Below are 14,162 nucleotides of genomic sequence, written 5' to 3' on the forward strand. Positions count from 1 at the left end.
AGTGACGGCCATGGCGGGATCAAAGCCACGATCGCCGAGGTCTACCCCGACAAGGTCTGGGCCCAGGCCAGGCCAGGGACGTCGTCGCCGTTGCTGGATGACAGGATCCCGGCAGCCGCCGAGCACCTGGAAGCCGCCCTCGAGGAGATCCTGGCGTTCACGTTCGTGCCCGGTAGTGTGTGGCGGCAGATCTGGTCGAACAATCCCACCGAGTGGTTGAACAAGGGGATCCGACGCCGGACCGACACCGTGGGGATCTTCCCCGACCGCGATGCTGCGCCTCGGTGCCCGGTCTTCGCCGACGATCTCACGCTGCTGGCCCACGGTGAGACGCGGCCCGGCACTCCTCGACGGTCTTCTCCGCGATGCAGTTGCCCCATTCGATCTGACCGTCGACCCAGGGATCCGTCGGAGACTGCCCGACATCGGCCTGCCAGGAGTAGTTGTCACAGATGATGCCGGTCCCGTCATCGGCCGTCGCACGCATGCCGATGTTCGCGCCGATGCAGGCGTCGCCGAGCGCCGGACCACCGGTCGACGAGTTCGTGGCGGAATCCGTGGAACTGTCCACAGACCCCACGATCTCCCCCGGTGCCTGGGCGGGTTCCGGCAGGTCAGGGACGGGTACCTCGTCCTCCCCCGGCGTCGGTTCCGGCTGGACCGGAGAGGACGCCGTGCTCGTCACCGTGACCACGGACTGCTCCGTGCCGTCACTGTCTCCGCTGTCGTCGGTGCACCCTGCCAACGCTGTCGCCACCACCAGCGCGAGCGCCGGAAGTGCCGCCGTCGCGGCTCCCCGCCGAATTCTCGTCATGGCTGGGTAGGGTACACCGAAACCCAGGCGTCCCAACTCCCCCTCGCCACACCGCCGTTTGTGTCACTTTGTCGGGAGTTCCGTGACAGCAGGCAGCGGGCAGAAGGCGGAGGGGGATTATGTGACGCAACCTCCGCAGCCCCTACCCCACAGCCTTCGCCGCCCGGTTCGCGACGAACCCCGACCAGCAGATCCCCACGACCACGCCCAGGAAGCCGACCCCCGGCACGACGAGCTCCCACCCCGGATTCTCGCCTGGGCGCACAATGATCACAACGACGACGGTCACCACCGTCATCAGCATGCCGAACCGGGAGCCCCACCGCATTATCGGGGCCGCAGCACGGTGTCCGGTGTCCCAGGCGGCGTCGGAGGACGTCGTGGCCTTCGTCCGGACCCCGATCGCTCCATTGCGAGACAGGGCACCTTTCGCACTGGCGGACGCCATGCCCCCGCACACCATCGTGAGCATGACCATTCCGATCAACAGGCTCAGATCCGTAGCCACGCCCGTCTCCTCCCCGACCCACCCGGCCGGAATTAACTGATATCACTTAACTGTACCCACAGTACACAGGTCATCCTTCGTGGTCCACCCTCTGCTGCCACACGGCCCCCATCCCACCACCCCGCGCGTCCGCCCATGTGCTTTCTGTGTCAATATTGTTACCTATGGCACATTCACCGCAGGATCGCCACCCCCAGGGCGGTCCGACCTCTGCCCCGTCCGTCGGAGACACCCCCGCTGGCCCGGCCCCGTGGCTGCGCGTCGCCCTGGGCATGTTCGCCATCTCCTTCGGTGCGATCCTCTTCGCCCCGCTGCTGCCCGTCATGCGCGAAGTCCACGACCTCAGCCAGGCCCAGGTGAACTTCCTCCTCGCGATCTACATCGTGGGTCTCGTCCCCGCACTGTTGTTCGGCGGCCCGCTCTCCGACCGGGTCGGACGCCGCGCCCTCGTCCGACCGTCCCTGCTCTTCTCCGCGGTCGGCACGCTGACCACCCTCGTCGCCCACTTCTTCGACGAGCCGACGAGTCCGCTGATCCTCGTCGTCGGACGCATGCTCACCGGTGTCGCCGTCGGACTGGTGATGGCCGCCGGGGCGTCCTGGCTCAAGGAGGTCACCCCCGCCGAGGACGGCCCAGGTGCCGCCGCCCGGCGCGCCACCATCGCGACCTCCGCCGGGTTCGGTGTCGGACCGCTGGTCACCGGCCCCGTCGCCGAGTGGTTGCCCGGCCCGGACACCACCGGTCTCGCCCTTCACCTGGTCATGATCCTCGTGCTCACCCCGCTGGTGTGGACCACCTCCGCCCCGCCCCCACCGGCGCACACCGGCACCGGCCCCACCCCGGACACGAGGAGGCACCTCCTTCCAGGCTCCGCCAGGTCCCGGCACTTCCTGCTCGCCGTGGCGTCCTGGGCGCCGTGGGTCTTCGGCTGCGCCACGACCTCCTTCGCCGCCCTCGCCCCGGTGGCTGCGGAGAGCGTCGGCCCGAACGTCGCCTACACCGGGCTCATCGCCGGGGTCACCATGCTCACCGGCGCGGCCGTCCAGCCGAGGATCGGACGCCACGCCGACCTCGGCGCGAAGCCCCACCCCGCCGTCCTGGGGCTGGGCACCGCGACCGTCGGCATGCTGCTGGCCGTGGCCGTCACCACCCTCGCCCCGGGTGCGGCCGCCGCCTGGCTGATGATCCCCACGGCGATGGTGCTGGGCACCGCCTACGGCATCATGATGGTCTCCGGCCTGCGTGAGGTGCAGCGCATCGCCCCGCCCGACGAGCTCGGCGCGCTCACCGGCATCTTCTACTCACTGACCTACGTCGGTTTCTTCGTTCCGTTCGTCATCGCGCTCATCGCCCCGCACACCGGGTACGTCCCGGTGTTCCTCTTCGGCACGGCGGTCACGCTCATCTCCGTCCCGCTGGTCCTGTCCGTCACGCGTCGCGGCTGAGGCAGGTACTCACAGCCACCTGTTCTCCCGCGCGGCACTGACCGCCTCGTGCCGGTTCGCCGCCCCGGTCTTGCCGATCACCGAGGACAGGTGGTTCCGGGGACCTCGGACAGTACCGGCGGTGGGTGCGGTGAAGCCGAGGACGAGGTCGATGAGGGGTGGATCTGCCGGAGCCGGAGCGTCTGGTCAGGCAGCTGGCCCGGATGACGGAAATTCCCCCGTTATTCACCGGAGCTGTGCTGTGTTCTTCGCTGTGTTCTTCGCTGTGTTCCGTGTGTTCTTCTGCGTGGTGGTCCGCGGGAAATGTCGTGTTCATGCTCCCCAGTGAACGCCGGTCGCGGTGTCCCGGAAATACCCCGGTGTCACGGCCGGACCATGACATTCGTCAGGGTGGCTGCCGCACCTTTGACCGTGCCGTTTGCCGACAGTTATCCACATTGTGGACAGGTTCGCGGTGCCGGATCGGAACCCCAGGACGAAAAACAGACAGGTTATGCACATTTCCACAGGTCAATCCACATTGTGAACTTTATTAACCGTGCATTCAACTGTGCGTCTTGTTTGCAGCGGACGCGCTGCCGGGGTACCGATGGAAAGGGTCTCCGCAACGGACGGCGTCACTTCACCCGGTGGAAACCGGTGGAAACAGCGTCCACGCGCGGGCTCGCCGCGACGGTATTCTCCCGCGACGGGACGACCACCACGAGGAGCCCCGGTGCCCCGAAACAACAGCACACTCAGCGGGAAAGTCCGCTCAGCCCGCCTACGCCGCTACCGTCGCGACGCCTCCGCACTGACCGAGCCGTACACACCCGACCACGTGACCGTGGTCGACGAACCCACGCTCAAACGCGCCGCCGGCGGAGCCGCCCTCGGCAACATGATGGAGTGGTTCGACTACGGCGTCTACGGCTACCTCGCCGTCACCATGTCCGCCGTCTTCTTCGACTCCCTGTCTGACTCCCTCGCCCTGGTCGCCACCTTCGGCACCTTCGCGATCTCCTTCCTCATCCGCCCGCTCGGCGGCATGTTCTTCGGACCGTTGGGCGACAGGATCGGACGCCAGTCCGTGCTGGCCACCACCATGATCATGATGGCCGCCGGCACCGTCGCCATCGGCTTCATCCCGGTCAGCATGGTGCCCGGCTGGGCCGCGGTGCTGATGCTCATCGGGGCCCGGCTGATCCAGGGCTTCGCCGCCGGCGGCGAGTACGCCGGCGCGATGACCTTCACCGCCGAGTACGCGCCCGACAACAGGCGCGGGCACTGGGGCTCCTTCCTCGACTCCGGCACCTACCTGGGCTTCGCCCTGGGTGCCGGCCTCGTCGCCCTGCTCAACGCCGCCCTCGGCCAGGACTCCATGGAGGCCTGGGGCTGGCGTCTGCCGTTCTGGTGCGCCGGCATCCTCGGCCTCGTGGGCCTGTACCTGCGTCTGAAGCTGGAGGACTCCCCCGCCTTCCAGGAGGCGATGGACGAGGCCGAGGCCCGCGACGAGGACGTGTCCGCCGGCCAGAAGACCGGGCTGGGCGTCCTGCTGCGGGACCACCGCCGGGAATTCCTGGTGCTGCTCGGCATCGTCGCCGTGTACAACGTGCTCAGCTACACGCTGACCTCGTTCATGAACACCTACCTCACCGAGTTCGCCGAGCATGAGACGACCGTCTTCGAGTCCGACATGCTCGTGCTGGTCTCGATCCTCATCACCGTGGTCTCCGCCCACCCGTTCGGCATCCTCTCCGACCGCATCGGACGCCGCCCGATCCTCATCGCGTCCTCCGTGGCGCTGGTTGTCACCGCCTTCCCGGTGTTCGCGCTGCTGCAGTCCGGCAACATGGTGCTGATCTTCCTCGGCTGCGCGGTCCTCGCGCTGACCCTCGGCGGGTTCGCCGGCCCGGTCGCCGCGACCCTGCCCGCGATCTTCCCGACGTTCACCCGCATGGCCGCCCTCGGTATCGGCTACAACCTCTCGGTCGCGGTCTTCGGTGGCACGACGCCGATGATCAACTCCGCGCTGATCCCGGTCTTCGGCACCTGGTGGCCGGCGATCTGGCTGGTGATCTTCGGTGTCGTCGGGCTGGTGTCCGTGCGGTTCCTGCCGGAGTCCGCCCGCCAGCCGCTGGTCGGCAACAGCCCACAGGCCGAGACGCAGGCGCACGCGGCCGGCGTGGCCCGGACCCTGGAGCGGATGCGCCGCTCGCTGCACCTGCGCCGCCGTGACCGGACCGACTACACGGAGTGGGACGCCTCCTGGGACCGCTGGCAGGACGCCGCGGCGGAGGCCGGACTCGACGCCGACGACATCGACGCCGCGGTCGAGGTCACCGTCGATGAGCTCGCGGAGCCTGCCGCAGGGCCTGCCGCAGGGTCCACCGTGGAGCCCGGGCCCTCGCGCGTCACCGCGTCCTGACGCCTGCGCTGCGTCGCCCTGGCTGTCGCGTCCTCCCCGCGAGGGCTCCGCCCCGGAGATCGCCCGGTATCACCACGGCGGAGGTCCGACGGGCGGTGTGAGCGACGCCGGTACAGTGGCGGAATGTCCGCATCAGATCCCACCTCACGCGCCGCCGACCTGCTCGCCGGTCCCCGCGGACGCCGCCTGCTGCTGGAGTTCACCCTCGACGCTGCGGACACTGCCGACACTGCGGACACGGAGGACACCGCGACCGGAACCGCCCACCCCCTCAACGCCGCGGTCTTCGAGGTCTCCGACGCCCTCGACCCCCAGCGTGACCGGACCGCCCGGTACTTCCGGATCGTCGCCGATGACGGGACCCCGGACGCCGCGCCAGTCGAGCCCGAAACGGTCGAACCTGAGACGGTCCGGTCCGTCGCCCGACGCCTCGCCGGGTTCCTCGCCACCCACGCACTCCCCGACCCTACGCCGGAACTCCTGGACGCGGCACTGGATGTCTCGGTCACCGCCGCGATGTACTGGCAGGAGCCGGACGGTGCCGACGCGCTCTGCTCCACTCCGGAGATGCGCGAGGCACTGGTCCCCGCGGCGGAGCACCTCGCGGCGTCCCCGCTGACCGACTGGTGGTGGAGCACCCCTGACATGGCTGACCAGTGGACGGTGACCTGGGGCGAGGACGCCACCCCGTTCCCCGTCCCGGATGCCGCTCAGCGGGCCGAGCGCCTCGCCGGGTTCTCGGCGAAGGCCCGGGACGGAGAGCGGCGCAGCGCCACGTCGTTCGAGCGCCGCCGCCGGGTGGAGGACGCGGCGGGCGGTGAATGGTGGTCGGTGCCGGTGTGGTGCGTCCCGATGACCACGCGCCGGTGGCCGGGCGGGACCGCGGAACCGGAACGGGGCGCCCACGACCCGGTCGGGGCGTTGTTCGTCGAGGACCGGTGGGTAGACGAGTTCTGCGCCACCGCGTACCGGCCGCCGACCGGCGCCAGGATCCTGGAGATCACCGGTGCCGACGACTGGGCGGGCCTGTGCCGGGACTTCCCCCTCGACGTGACCTGGTCGCACCGGCGTGAGTGGTTCCAGACGACCGGCCGCGACTCGAAGACGGCGGGCCCGTGGCTGATCCCCGACTGGTCAGCCGTCGCCGGGACGTGGGACGCCGTGCACCTCACCGTCGCCGGTTACCTCGCCGCGGCGACCCGCTCCATCCCCGTACCCGGTGGTGGTGGGGCGGCCGACGGGCAGGACGCCGCGTCCGTCATCGCCGGCTGGGGACCGGACGTCACCTACTGGCTGCGGTAGATCACGGCACGTGCTCTACCAGGGAATATCCCCTTACTGACCCATTTGCACCACTTCTACTGACCTTTTCTCCTGACTCCGTGAGCCGTGGGACCGCGCGGTGAGCCGTCTCAGCGTTCAGGATGAGTGAAACTCACCACATGTTAACGTTGTTAATCGTCCATGTCATCGACCTCTCCGAGGAGCGGCCCACCTATGCCGGTGCCCCCCGACCAGACAAACGACCAGACAAACGACCGTACGAACGACCGTACAGACAACCGGACGAAGGATCCGGACGGCGCTGACCGTCACCCACCACGTCGGACACCGGGCCAGCCCGGTCGCCTCGGCACGGCCCTGAAGCAGGTGGCCACCGGGGAACGGTCTGTTCATCCGGCCCTGGTCCCCGGTATCAGCGTCGAGGACACGAACACGAAGTTCCCGACCCGCGTCGGCGTCTTCGCGACAGCTCTGGTCGTCGCCATGTGCTTCATCGTCTGGGCAGCCGTTGCGCCGGACAACATCGCCGATGTCGGTTCCACCATGCAGTCCTGGGTGGTGCGCAACCTCGGCTGGCTCTACGGGGGAATCACCCTCGGCTGCATCATCTTCATGCTGGTCATCGCGTACCGGCCGACCGGCCGTATCCGGCTGGGGCCGGATGACGTGGAACCCGAGTTCTCCACACTGACGTGGATCTCCATGCTCTTCGCCGCCGGCCTGGGGATCGGTCTGATCTTCTACGGACCGATGGAGCCGCTCCAGCACTTCCTCCATGCTCCTCCGGCCACCGACGCCGAGAGCGGCACGATGGACGCCGTGCTGCCCGGCATGTCGCAGGCGGTGCTGCACCAGGCGAGCTTCCCCTGGGGTATCTACGCACTGGTCGGTGGCGCACTGGCGTACACCACCTACCGCCGCGGCCGCGTGCCCCTGATCTCCGCGGTCTTCGAGCCGATCTTCCCGGACGGCTCGAACCGGGTCCTCGGCAAGATCATCGATGTCGCCGCTGTGCTGGTGACCCTGTTCGGTACCGCGACCTCCCTGGGGATCGGTGCGCTGCAGATCCGGACAGGTACGTCGATCCTCACCGGCGAGCCGTTGGAGGGCAACGGGTTCGTCGTGGTGATCATGGCGGTCCTCACGGTGATCTTCATCATCTCCGCGGTGTCCGGCATCAAGCGCGGCATCGCCCTGCTGAGCAACATCAACATGGGCCTGGTCATCACCTTGGGCGTCTTCGTCCTGATCACCGGGCCGACGCTCTTCCTGCTCGACCTCATGCCCGCCACGATCCTGAATCTCGCGGACAACTTCATGGCCATGTTCCAGGTCAGCGCCAGCCAGGGTGAGGTCGCGGAGGAGTTCCTCACCTCCTGGACGACCCTGTTCTGGGCGTGGTGGATCTCCTGGTCCCCGTTCGTCGGCATGTTCATCGCGAAGATCTCCAAGGGCCGCACGATCCGCGAGTTCGCCACGGTCGTCGTGCTCGTCCCCTCGGCGATCTCCACCGCCTGGTTCGTGATCTTCGGTGGCAGCGCCATCAAGATGAACCTCGAGGGCCTCGGGGTGACGATCAAGGAATCCGGCGAGAACGTGATGTTCGACATCATGGGCAATCTCCCGCTCACCGGTCTGACCTCCATCGTGGTGATCATCGCCGTCGTGATCTTCTTCGTCACGGCCGCGGATTCGGCGACGGTGGTGATGGGGTCGATGTCCCAGTCCGGTCGCCCGGAGCCCTCCAAGCCGGTGACCATCATCTGGGGTGCCGCCCTGGGTCTCATCGCGATCTTCCTGCTGCTCGCCGGCGGGCAGGACGCCCTGTCCGGGCTGCAGTCGATCATGGTGGCCTGTTCGCTGCCCTTCGCACTGATCATCATCGGGATGATGGTGTCCTGGTGGAAGGACCTGGCCAATGACCCGGAGACCATCCGACGCCGTTACGCCCGCTCCGCCCTGTACAAGGGGATCGCCAAGGGCATCGACGAACACGGGGACGACTTCGTCGTCGGGGTGGACGCCGTCCCGGCTGAGGAGGGCGCCGGCGCGGGCTTCGACAGTGAGGATCCGGCGCTGACCGACTGGTACAAGGACGCCACCTCCGAGGACCCGGAGGAGGCACGGCGTCAGCGTGAGGAGGAGGCCGCCGCCACGCCGGACCCGTGGGCCGCCTACTCACGGACGCAGGAGAACCGGGCTGCGGCGGAGAGGGCCGCACAGGAGGACGCCGGGGAGAAGTTCACGGAGCCAGACCAGGAGCCGGACCAGCCCCGGGAGTGACCCACCCCGTCAACGCCGCCGTTCACCTCAGATACATCACACCCCGTGCCGCTGCAGGACCTCTGCAGCGGCACGGGGTGTGATGAATTCGGGGTTGCTGTGCCCCACCGGGAGCGACAGCTAGCCGGCGATGAGCATGTTCACGACACGCACGACGGGGGCCGGGGCGAAGCGTGCGGACCAGCGCAGCGCCAGGTCCGGGAGGGACACGGAGTAGTCCTGACGCTGACGCTCGAACCAGTTCCTCGGGTGGACGGCCTTCCACACGGCGTTCGCCACGTCCTCGGTCCTGATTCGCACGCCGAGGCGCTTGGTGGACGCCGCCTCGACATCGGCGAGCTTGGTCTTCACCCACAGTGGCATGAGGTTGACGACCCGGATGTCGTCCTTGCGCCACTCCAGGCTCATGGCCTGCGTGAAGCCGTGGACATAGAACTTCGACGCGGAGTAGGGCGTGATGTGCGGCTGGCCGTAGATACCGGAGGCGGAGCCCATGGACAGCATGTGCGCGCCCTTGGTCGCCTTGAGGTAGGGGTAGGCGGCCTTGGCACCGAGGGTGACGCCGGTGCAGTTGATCTCGATCTGCTTGGCGATGAGGCCCGCGGGCTGCTCTGCGATGTCGAAGTCGCCGATGATGCCGGCGTTGTTGTCGAGGACGTCCAGCTTGCCGCCGGTGTGGGAGGTGAAGTCGGCCAGGGCCTCCTCCCAGTTGGTGAAGTCGGTGACGTCCAGCTTGCCGGTGATGATGCCGGGGGCCTCGGCGGCGAGCTTCTGCAGCCCGGCCTCGTCGATGTCGTAGGCGCCGACGAGCCAGCCGGCGTTGTGGAACTTGAGTGCGACCTCGCGCCCGATGCCTGCGGCACCGCCGGAGATGAAAATGCTCTTCTGATTACCCATGCAGGCCAAACTACCGTCGCGGGGACGTGGCGTCCCTGGAACGGCGTAGTTTCACGGAAAAATCTGGAACGGTCACTACTGAACCGGCCAGCTGGTCCCCTCCGCCCAGGCCGGCGTGGCTGTTCCGACACCTGCGCCACGCACCGCACGTCCGTGACGGAACCCGGCGTCAGGGCGTTGCGCACCGGGTCGATGACCCGCGGCGAGCAGGTCATCCCGTGACCTGACCGGTCCTCCTCGCACCCGTCCCGTAGGGGGAGTTGTCGACCGTCGCACCCGGCCCGATGGTGAGGAATGTCGCCTCGTACGGGGTGCTGGTCCGGTCGTAGCGGGTGCCGATGACGGTGCAGGTGATGCCCGGCATCGTGTCCGCACCCTCATTCAATGCGGTGGGCAGCGGGGACCCGTGGGTCTGCCGGGCGCCGGCCTCGCCGATCCGTCGGTCGAGGGTGCCGACCTTGTCGGCACCGGTGGCACCGGTGGCACCGAGCACCGCGTCCACGTAGGTCGCGAGCTCTCCTTCGCCGAGGTCCGGTGCGGCGGGCGGCCGCCAGCGGATCAGCGCCGGTACGCGATCCCACGGTCATCGAGGACCTGCTTCAGGCGCGTCGGGTAGTCGGTGATGATGCCGTCGGCGCCTGCGTCGATGTACGCCTCCATGTCGGCGGTCTTGTTGACCGTCCACGGCAGGACGCGCAGCCCCTCGGCGTGCGCCCGGTCGATGAACCCCGCCAGGTCGCCGCCGACCCAGGGCGAGGAGGTGGCGAAGGCCGGGCTGGCGATCTCCACACCCAGCTGCCGCACACCGGCGAGCACGTCCCCGTCGACCGCGTCGTAGTCCACCGGGCCGAGGAATGCCGAGCCCGGCGCCCAGGTGTTCTTGTCCCACAGCGCGGCGAGCGGGACCTGCGGGGCCCGGTCGCGGACCAGCGGGAGGGTCGCCCAGTCGAAGGACTGCACGGTGATGCGGTCGGTGGTGCCGGCGGCGTCCGCGGCGTCGAGGATGGCGTCCACGTACTCCTGCGGGTCGGCGGACCGGCCCGGATCGTCGGCCTCGACCTTGGTCTCGATGTTGAAGTACACCTGCGGGTCGCGCTCAGCGATGTCGAAGACGTCCGACAGCTGGAGGATCCGGTTACCGGTGGCCGGGGTGGCGTCCGGGAACCCGGAGAGCACCTTGTCACAGGTCAGGGTCTGGATCTGGTCCCAGGTGAGGTCGTGGACGTCCTTGCCGACGTAGGGGAACTGCGGGTCGTCGGCGGTGACCGGGGCGGTGTCGGTGCACTTGTCGTCCTGGATCGACGGATCGTGCCACACCAGGGGGACGCCGTCCTTCGTCATGTGGATGTCGAACTCCAGAGTGGTGACACCGAGGTCCAGCGAGCTCTCGAAGGCGGTGCGGGACTCCTCGGTGTGCTCGCCACGTCCACCGCGGTGGGACTGCAGGTCGAAGGTGGTGGGCAGGTTGTCGGCGGGGTTCGCCGAACCACCGGGCACGTCGGAGCTGCCCGGGAGGCTGCCGGTGATGTCACCGAGGGATCCGCCCAGGGATCCGCCCAGGGATCCGCCGAGGGATCCTGCGACACCGCCGGGCAGGTCGGTAGCGGTGGCTGCGGGGGCGGCGGCGATGAGGGCGGACGCGGCGACCGCAGCTGAGAGAACGGTGACGGAGAACTGTCGGGTGAGGGTCATGGGAAGGACACTAACCGCCGGCAGCACCCCCTGTCAGCACTGTGCACCCGATGTTCACCATGGTCCGGAAACGTTCATCCGCGCGTCAACCGGGGGAGGCCGGGGGCGGGGCGGTCCGCCCGGGCCCGCCCCAACCGCCACAGTGAGGTGACCTCGCGGGACCGGGCGGCACGCAGTGGATCGGCTCCCCCACCTTTCGTCCCCGACACCGCGGGATGACGCGGAACCGTGTCCTCCCTGCCGAGCACCTGCAGACCACCGTCACCGATCCACCGCTCCAACTGCTCCCGGCTCCGCAGGCCCAGCAGCTCCGCCAGGTCGGAGAGCACCAGCCAGCCCTCCCCACCGTCGGTGAGATGGTCGGCGAGCTCGACGAGGAAGCGCCGCAGGGTATCGGAGGAGGCGTCGTAGACGCCCCGTTCCAGCTCCGAGGTCGGTGTCCCCGGCAACCACGGCGGGTTGAACACGACCACGTCGGCGCGCTCCGGGGCGGCCGGCCACAGATCCGCCGCCACCACCCCGCACCGTTCCCCGGCGCCCAGCCGGTCCAGGTTCAGCCGCGCGCAGGAGACCGCCCCCGGGTTCACGTCCGTCGCCGTGACATGCCCGGCACCCCGCCTGACCAGCACCGCGGCGAGGACGCCGGTCCCGGTGCCCAGTTCCATCACCTCCGCCCCCTGCGGCAGCCGGGACGCCGCGACCTCGTCGACCAGGTCCACGTACTCACTGCGCGTCGGGGAGAACACCCCGTAGTCCGGGTAGACCTTCTCCCCCAGCGCGGGCACCTCGACACCTCTGATGTGCCACTGCCACGCCCCGAGGACGCCCTGCAGCTCGGTGAACGGGATACGCCGGGAGTCGCCGGGCCGTGGTGCACCGTAGGCGTGGGCGCAGGCCTCGGCGATGTCGGGGGCACGTCGCAGGTCGAGGAACCACTCCGGGGCCGCCGGGGCATCGTCACCGTGCGCCCGCTCCCTGACCCCGAGGTCCACGACGATGCGGCCGAGCACCTCCGCCCGGCGCGCCCGCTCCCGACGCTGCCGCAGGAACAGGGCTCCGGCCGTGTCCTGTCCTCCCGGGGCGGTCTTCCCCCTCTTCCCCCGGCGGGCCGCCTGCTTCGTCAGTCGCCGGTCCACCGCCTTGATGAGCTGCCGTCCGTTGTGGAAGTCCCCCCGCCACCGCAGTGTGGTCCCACGACGCAGTTGGTCGAGGGCTGCGTCCGCGGTTGTCGTGTCGTCGGCGGTGGCGATCTGCCCTGATGTGGAGGTCATGTGTGTGATTGTCCCATGCCGACCGGGGACGGCGGACCTGCCGGGTCCGGGGGCGGCCGGATGCCGCTGCTGTGCCGGAGGCCGTCAGGGACCGGTGAAGACCGGTGGTGAAGACCGCCCCCCTACCCCAGCAGGTTCTCCCGCAGGGTGCGCCCTTCGTAGGACCGGCGGAACCGGCCGCGCTCCTGCAGCACCGGCACGACCTGGTCGACGAAGGTGTCCAGTCCGTAGGGCAGCGACGGCGGCATGATGTTGAAGCCGTCGGCAGCGCCGCAGTCGACCCACCGGATGATCTCGTCGGCGACCTGCTCCGGGGTGCCGACCACGGTCGCGTGCCCGCCACCGGCGGCCAGGTAGCCCAGCAGTTCACGCACGGTGGGACGCCGCAGGTCGTCCGTTCCCCTGCTCGACCCGCCGTTGATCCCGGTGTGCTCCACGATGTGGCGGATCAGGGCGTGGCGGCTGCCCCGGATCTCGCCCTCACCGACCGGGGACAGGTCGGGGAACTCGGCGTCCGGGTCCCAGCCGGTGGCGTCCACCCCGAGGAAGGTGGAGAGGTCGTTCAGCGCGGCCTCGACCGGCAGCAGCTCGTTGAGCTCCCGCTGGTGCCGGCGCGCCTCCTCCTCCGTGGAGCCGAGGTGGACCACGAGGCCGGGCATGATGCGCACGTCCCCGGGGTCGCGTCCCACCGCGGCGGCGCGCGCGTGGACGTCCCTGCGGAAGCCCCGGGCGCCCTGCGAGTCCCAGGCGACGGTGAACACGCCGTCGGCGTGGGACGCCGCGAGGTCCCGGCCCGGTTCGGAGATCCCGGCCTGGAAGATCACCGGCTGTCCCTGTGGCGGGGTGGGGATGTTCAGTGGTCCGGCGACGTGGAACCACCGGTCATGGTGGTTGATCCTCGTCATCTGCGAGGTCTCGGTGTACCGTCCGGCGCGGTCGGCGACGATCGACTCGGCCGGCCAGGAGTCCCACAGCCGCTTGAGGATCTCGGCGAACTCACCGGCGCGGGCGTAGCGCACCGCGTGGTTCGGCAGGGCGTCCATGCCGTGGTTGCGGGCTTCGTCGTCCAGCTGCGAGGTGACGAGGTTGAGCCCGGCGCGTCCGCCGGAGATGTGGTCGAGGCTGGCGATGACGCGGGCCGCGTGGAAGGGGTCCCAGAAGGTCGAGGAGACCGAGGACACCAGACCGATATGTTCGGTGACCTGCGAAATCGCGGCCAGGGTGGTCATCGGTTCGAGGAACCAGGTGGGGCCGGAGGCCAGGGCGTCGGTGCGGGCGGCCTGGCCGTCGGGGAAGAAGACCGCGTCGAACAGGCCACGCTCGGCGGTGCGTGCGAGTTCCTGCCACCAGGTGATGTCGCCGATCCGGTCCACGGCGGATCCGGGGGCCCGCCAGGCGGCGGCGTGGTGGCCGCAACCGCTGGCAAACAGGTTGAGATGGACCGGGGAGGGCTCGCCGTGCGCAGTCATGGGGGGCCTTTCGGGGGTGGTGCGTGGAGCTGGGTGGCGATTCAGGACGTCGGTAACCTGGTCTCATGGTCAAGGATATGGTCGATATGGTC

Annotated in this window: 11 protein-coding genes and 2 pseudogenes; 5 read left to right on the plus strand and 8 right to left on the minus strand. The window is 69.2% G+C overall.

Annotated features, from left to right (window positions below; all coding sequences use genetic code 11):
• A pseudogene (locus QZV72_RS09970) lies at window positions 1-276 on the plus strand (transposase); the annotation flags it as partial.
• A gap of 31 nt (window positions 277-307) precedes the next feature.
• On the opposite strand, the gene QZV72_RS09975 reads toward QZV72_RS09970, so the two are convergent.
• A complete protein-coding gene (locus tag QZV72_RS09975; RefSeq protein ID WP_297008075.1) occupies window positions 308-814 on the minus strand; it encodes a hypothetical protein in 507 nt (168 codons plus the stop codon).
• Between the two features lie 142 nt (window positions 815-956).
• On the minus strand, window positions 957-1,322 hold the full coding sequence (locus QZV72_RS09980) for an SdpI family protein (RefSeq protein WP_297008045.1): 366 nt from the start codon (window positions 1,320-1,322) through the stop codon (window positions 957-959).
• 164 nt (window positions 1,323-1,486) lie between these two features.
• Between QZV72_RS09980 and QZV72_RS09985 the strand changes: the two genes are divergently transcribed.
• Window positions 1,487-2,767 (plus strand): MFS transporter, encoded by a 1,281-nt coding sequence (locus QZV72_RS09985; protein WP_297008048.1) that lies wholly within the window; start codon window positions 1,487-1,489, stop codon window positions 2,765-2,767.
• A 9-nt stretch (window positions 2,768-2,776) separates the two neighbouring features.
• On the opposite strand, the pseudogene QZV72_RS09990 reads toward QZV72_RS09985, so the two are convergent.
• Window positions 2,777-2,890, minus strand: a pseudogene (locus QZV72_RS09990) (DNA-binding response regulator); the annotation flags it as partial.
• A gap of 592 nt (window positions 2,891-3,482) precedes the next feature.
• Here QZV72_RS09990 and QZV72_RS09995 point away from each other — a divergent pair.
• From QZV72_RS09995 to QZV72_RS10005, 3 genes are all read left to right on the plus strand, one after another.
• Window positions 3,483-5,174: an MFS transporter gene (locus tag QZV72_RS09995; RefSeq protein WP_297008050.1), complete on the plus strand. Its 1,692-nt coding sequence runs from the start codon at window positions 3,483-3,485 to the stop codon at window positions 5,172-5,174.
• Window positions 5,175-5,297: 123 nt separating this feature from the next.
• On the plus strand, window positions 5,298-6,476 hold the full coding sequence (locus tag QZV72_RS10000; RefSeq protein ID WP_297008053.1) for a hypothetical protein: 1,179 nt from the start codon (window positions 5,298-5,300) through the stop codon (window positions 6,474-6,476).
• Window positions 6,477-6,824: 348 nt separating this feature from the next.
• Complete coding sequence (locus QZV72_RS10005) at window positions 6,825-8,741, plus strand: BCCT family transporter (protein WP_297008055.1); 1,917 nt, start codon at window positions 6,825-6,827, stop codon at window positions 8,739-8,741.
• Between the two features lie 120 nt (window positions 8,742-8,861).
• Here QZV72_RS10005 and QZV72_RS10010 read toward each other — a convergent pair whose 3' ends face one another.
• From QZV72_RS10010 to QZV72_RS10030, 5 genes are all read right to left on the minus strand, one after another.
• Entirely contained in the window at window positions 8,862-9,638 is a 777-nt protein-coding gene (locus QZV72_RS10010; RefSeq protein ID WP_297008058.1) for an SDR family oxidoreductase, read from the minus strand.
• Window positions 9,639-9,849: 211 nt separating this feature from the next.
• Entirely contained in the window at window positions 9,850-10,131 is a 282-nt protein-coding gene (locus QZV72_RS10015; RefSeq protein WP_297008062.1) for a hypothetical protein, read from the minus strand.
• A gap of 65 nt (window positions 10,132-10,196) precedes the next feature.
• On the minus strand, window positions 10,197-11,330 hold the full coding sequence (locus tag QZV72_RS10020) for a glycerophosphodiester phosphodiesterase family protein (protein ID WP_297008064.1): 1,134 nt from the start codon (window positions 11,328-11,330) through the stop codon (window positions 10,197-10,199).
• Window positions 11,331-11,404: 74 nt separating this feature from the next.
• Window positions 11,405-12,601, minus strand: a complete 1,197-nt coding sequence (locus QZV72_RS10025) for a methyltransferase (RefSeq protein ID WP_297008070.1) — start codon at window positions 12,599-12,601, stop codon at window positions 11,405-11,407.
• Window positions 12,602-12,723: 122 nt separating this feature from the next.
• Window positions 12,724-14,070, minus strand: a complete 1,347-nt coding sequence (locus QZV72_RS10030) for an LLM class flavin-dependent oxidoreductase (protein WP_297008073.1) — start codon at window positions 14,068-14,070, stop codon at window positions 12,724-12,726.
• Window positions 14,071-14,162 lie beyond the last annotated feature (92 nt).

Origin of the sequence: uncultured Corynebacterium sp. (assembly GCF_902782855.1) — a bacterium.
In the GTDB taxonomy this organism is placed as follows: Bacteria; Actinomycetota; Actinomycetes; order Mycobacteriales; family Mycobacteriaceae; genus Corynebacterium.

Excerpts from the sequence above, each read along its gene's own strand:
- QZV72_RS09975 (WP_297008075.1), bottom strand. The coding sequence starts at position 814 with ATGACGAGAATTCGGCGGGGAGCCGCGACGGCGGCACTTCCGGCGCTC.
- QZV72_RS09985 (WP_297008048.1), top strand. The coding sequence starts at position 1,487 with ATGGCACATTCACCGCAGGATCGCCACCCCCAGGGCGGTCCGACCTCT.
- QZV72_RS10000 (WP_297008053.1), top strand. The coding sequence starts at position 5,298 with ATGTCCGCATCAGATCCCACCTCACGCGCCGCCGACCTGCTCGCCGGT.
- QZV72_RS10010 (WP_297008058.1), bottom strand. The coding sequence starts at position 9,638 with ATGGGTAATCAGAAGAGCATTTTCATCTCCGGCGGTGCCGCAGGCATC.
- QZV72_RS10020 (WP_297008064.1), bottom strand. The coding sequence starts at position 11,330 with ATGACCCTCACCCGACAGTTCTCCGTCACCGTTCTCTCAGCTGCGGTC.
- QZV72_RS10025 (WP_297008070.1), bottom strand. The coding sequence starts at position 12,601 with ATGACCTCCACATCAGGGCAGATCGCCACCGCCGACGACACGACAACC.
- QZV72_RS10030 (WP_297008073.1), bottom strand. The coding sequence starts at position 14,070 with ATGACTGCGCACGGCGAGCCCTCCCCGGTCCATCTCAACCTGTTTGCC.